This is a genomic window from Candidatus Obscuribacterales bacterium (assembly GCA_036703605.1).
In the GTDB taxonomy this organism is placed as follows: domain Bacteria; phylum Cyanobacteriota; class Cyanobacteriia; order RECH01; family RECH01; genus RECH01.
Genome location: DATNRH010000933.1, coordinates 1 through 4,653 on the forward strand (window position 1 = coordinate 1; position 4,653 = coordinate 4,653).

Consider the following 4,653-nt stretch of genomic DNA (forward strand, 5'->3'; position numbering starts at 1 on the left):
GCTAACCTCGGACAATACCAAGAAGCGATCGCCCTATATGAGCAACGGTTGGTGATTGCCCGCGAGATTGGCGATCGGCGCGGCGAAGGTGCTGCCCTGGGTAATTTGGGAAATGCTTACCGTAACGTCGGACAATACCAAGAGGCGATCGCGCTCTATGAGCAACAGTTGGTCATTACCCGCGAGATTGGCGATCGGCAAGGTGAGGGCAGTGCCCTGGGTAATTTGGGCGTAGCTTACAACAGTTTGGGACAGCCGGAGCAAGCGCTAGAACAGCAGCAGCAGGCGCTCATCGTGGCTCAGGACATTGGCGATCGATCCAGTGAAGGACTGTGGCTCAGCAACATGGGGGCACTGCTGGCAGACCAAGACCAACCGGAACTCGCCATCGTCTTCTACAAACAATCCGTCAATGTGCGCGAATCCATTCGCGACGACATCCAAGGCTTATCTCAAGAGCAACAACAATCGTTCACCGAGACCATCGCCAGTTCCTACCGCCGCCTCGCCGATTTGCTCCTCGCACAAAACCGCATTTTGGAAGCCCAAGAAGTCCTCGACCTACTGAAACTACAAGAACTGCAAGACTACGAACTACAAGACGTACGCGGCACCGCCGACACCCGCCTCGGACTCGACCTGTGGGACGCTGAACAAGCCATCCTCGATCGCTTCTTTACTCAACTGTCCATCGATCCCCAATTCGACTTCAACACCTTCATTACCAGCCCCGACATTGTTGCCAATGTCCAACAACTGCAACAAAACGCCCGTGGACAAAACCTCAACCCTGCCCAACTCGTCCGCCTGCAAGATAACCTGCAACAAGCCGGAAACGCCGCCCTGCTCTATCCCCTCATCCTCGACGATCGCCTCGAACTCGTCCTCGTCACCCCCGATGGACTGATCAACGAAACCGTCCCTGTTGATCGCCTTACCCTAAATGCTGCCATTGTGGGCTTCCGCCAAGACATCACCGATCGCTTCAGCGACCCCCGCGCCAACGCCCAGCAGTTGTATGAATGGCTGATGCAGCCCATCGTTGATGACCTAGACGCCGCTGGTGTCGATACCATTCTCTATGCTGCCGACGGCGCACTGCGCTACATCCCGATCGCCGCCCTGCACGATGGCAACCAATGGCTGACCGAACGGTTCACCATCAACCACATCACCGCCGCGTCCCTCACCGACTTTACCCAACAGAGCGCAAACGACCTGAATATCCTTGCCGGAGCCTTTCCCGAACAAGATGTCTATGTGGATCTGGGTACCGAACAGGTCTGGTTTAGTGGTTTACCCTTCGCCCAAGAGGAAGTCCAAAACCTGGTGAGTTTAGTTCCGCAAACCACCGCCTTTTTTGATCAAGACTTTAATCGCAGCGCCATTGAAACGCGCCTGAATGACAACTACACCATCATTCACCTGGCCACCCACGCCGAATTTCGTTCTGGACATCCCACCGACTCGTTTATCTTACTCGGCGATGGCGATCGCCTCACCGTTGCTGACCTCAACCGCTGGCAGCTTCCAGACGTTGATTTAGTCGTCCTCAGCGCCTGCAAAACCGCCGTCAGCAGCGAACTGGGAGACGGAGCAGAAATTCTAGGATTTGGCTATCAAATGCAGCAAACTGGAGCCGATGCGGCAATCGCGTCCCTCTGGTACGTCAGCGACGGTGGCACCCAAGCCTTAATGGATGCATTCTATACAGTACTGGCAAATGGCTTGAGTGAAAGCGAAGCACTACGGCGATCGCAGCAGGCATTGATCACCAGTGATGAATCGGTGTTAGCGGGCGATCGAGGGAATCCCGCTACCATTGAGATCGTCGATGGCCGCACAGGGCAACCGTTGGCAGCCAGTACAGACTTGGCGCATCCCTATTATTGGGCACCGTTTATTTTAATCGGGAATGGGCTGTAGCTGTTTGACATCAACGCACTAGCAGGTCAAAACCAACCGAGTGTGCCACTCCGCCATCACCCGTATTCGGATTGACCCATTGTCGTTCAGGCGATCGCCCTCTGAATCACGACATCGGGAAAGGCCTGGTGAATAGCCTCTCGTTCCTCGGGTGTTGTCGCCGATTCCCACATTTGTTTGATGTCTTGCAGGCTGGCATCATCCCAGGAGGCCTGTGCTAACCCTGCTGTTTGGGATGATCCATCCCCCTGATTAAGATCTCTATCTGAGACGGGTGGATCACCGACGCCCCGCTGGTGCAGGATGGTCTTGATCTGGTTGAGATGGTCGGTATCGACAAAATATCGACGAATGGCACGACCGTTGACCCGTCCCCGCTGAGATCGCCGCTGGATGCCACACCAGTCTAGGAGCAGAAACACGGCTTGGCGATCGGATACTTGGTCAATCCTGGAAAAATTGAACGCCAGTTTCACATCCCGGCTGTGATGTTTCAGGAACTGTGCGATGGGCTGAATCAAGGCTTCCGTCAACTCATGAAGGTCGCCATGCCAAATCTGGAAGACGAATGCCAAGGCACCACTTTTCTCAAAGATGAACCGCTGAAGTTGGGTGAGGTCCCAATCTTGGGGCGTGGTGGGATTGGTTTGAATGCTTTGAACACTATGCACATTGGCTTTGTGACCATCCAGCAATCGTTCCAATCGACGGATCTGGGTGCGCCGCTGACCCTGACGATCCCACAACACTAACTCTCGATCGACGGAAACCTGATAGAACTTCTCGATGAAATAACGTTCGAGCTTCAGCGTATCCCCTGGGGCGATCGCCTCTTGGCGCATCAGGGCTTCAGCTTCCAGTTCAGTTGGGCAGGGGGTATTTTCAAGGGCGATCGCTCTCTTCACCTCTAGCGATTGTCGAATGTCTTTTAACTGAGCCCTCACCTGGCGGGCTTGTTCATCGGAGACGGTGGGGGTGCAGTAATGCACCTGTTTCCCCTCATGCCGCAACAGGGCTTCGACGCAAATGCGGAGCTGCCGCATCCCTCGATTGCGCTGTACCTGGAGATCGGCCAGGGCCAGAAAGTGGGGATTATTCCAGTCGAGGCCATCCACCTGCCGCACCGTTTCTGTCGTCAACGAATGACGAGTGAGCTTCATCAATGCAGCACTGGAGCGCTGGAACTCCCGCAAAAACCCTGGTACCGATTCCGACCGCGACAACCGACTGTAGGCGCGCCCCCGTTCTGCCACCCATAGATAATGCGGTACGTCAGCACTGCGAACGCGATCGCAGGTTTGGGCCATGGCTTCAGCGGTAATCGAACAACCATCAAACAGGCCCCAAACACTATCGATCAACTGAGTTTCATGCTCAATACGGATGCGTCGTTCGAGTTCTTCGATCAACAGCGGACGGATGCCATTCTTGTTCGAGAGTCCACTGGCTAGCAAAAAGTCAGCGATCGCCGGGAGTTCATCTAAGACAAGAACATCAGCATGAAACGATTTGACCTTCAGCAAACTGGGGATACAGGTTACGAGTCCCTTAGCCCGCTGACCATCCTGCAGGAAATGTCCGGCGCACTGATCGCCCTCATTGATAAAGACGCCCTCCCATCCCGCTGCTTGGTCACGGCCCAAACTCCGCAGCGTGGTCACACTCAACCACGATCGCCCCTTCAGCAGTTCAGCGATCGCTTTGCCCTTGGATGTCAATCCACCTCCCTTAATGCATAGATAATTGCATCTCGCAACATCGATAACCCCAACTCGATCTCCTGATCTGAAACGGTGAGTGGGGGGGCAATGCGAAATGTCCCGCCCATACCGGGTAGATTGACAATATTCATACTCAGACCCAGATCAAGAGCTTTTTGGGTAATGCGATCGCCTAGGTCAGGGGCCGGGGCTTTGGTCTGTTTATCGAGAACAATCTCCATACCCAGTAATAACCCTCGACCACGGACATCGCCCACACAATCAAACTCTGCTTGCAGCGACTCAAGCCCCTGTCTCAACTTCATCCCTGCACTCTGTGCTCGCGTCACCAGTTGATCTCGGAGGATCACCTCTAACACGGTAAGCCCGATGGCAGCAGGTAGTGGGTCTGAAACATGGGTGGTATAAAAGACAAATCCACGCTCGTGACATTTTTCCTCAATCTCAGCTGAGGTGAGGACGGCTGAGAGCGGTAGCCCTGCGCCTAACGTTTTTGATAGGGTGAGAAAATCAGGAACGATTTCGTCTCTAGAAAACGCGAACATCTCCCCGGTGCGACCCAGACCGGTTTGGGCTTCATCAATAATCAGCATCATGCCCCTTGCGTCGCAGTGGGTTTTGAGGGCTTTGAGGTAACCCACAGGTAGATCGAGAAGACCTCCAGCACTAAGGATAGGCTCGGCGATAAAGGCGGCCAGGGCTCCCGTAGATTGCCGATCAATCAATTCAAACCCGTAGTCAAGCTCTGCCTGCCAGTCATAGTCCGCAGCCTGACCAAAGGTAGGGCGGTAAACATTGGGAGCCATAATGGCCATGCCACCCACACCCATGGGGCCATACCCCCGCCGTGCCGCCGAGTACGTGGCGGCGGCGGCTCCCCCGGTCATGCCATGCCAGGATTGGGCAAAGCCCACTACTTCATGCCCACCGGTGGCCAGACGTGCCATCTTGAGCGCAGCTTCGTTGGATTCTGCACCGGTACTTAACAACAAAACCCGATCAAGGC

The 4,653-nt window shown here is 54.8% G+C and carries 3 protein-coding genes; 1 reads left to right on the plus strand and 2 read right to left on the minus strand.

Translation table 11 applies throughout. The features are described 5' to 3' along the window. The coding region (locus V6D20_19195) for a CHAT domain-containing protein (protein ID HEY9817908.1) at positions 1-1,926 on the plus strand (1,926 nt) is incomplete at its 5' end. 86 nt (positions 1,927-2,012) lie between these two features. Here V6D20_19195 and V6D20_19200 read toward each other — a convergent pair. After that, entirely contained in the window at positions 2,013-3,644 is a 1,632-nt protein-coding gene (locus V6D20_19200; GenBank protein ID HEY9817909.1) for a hypothetical protein, read from the minus strand. After that, positions 3,641-4,653 (minus strand): aminotransferase class III-fold pyridoxal phosphate-dependent enzyme (locus V6D20_19205; GenBank protein HEY9817910.1); only part of this gene is annotated, 1,013 nt, incomplete at its 5' end. The genes V6D20_19205 and V6D20_19200, both read right to left, overlap by 4 nt.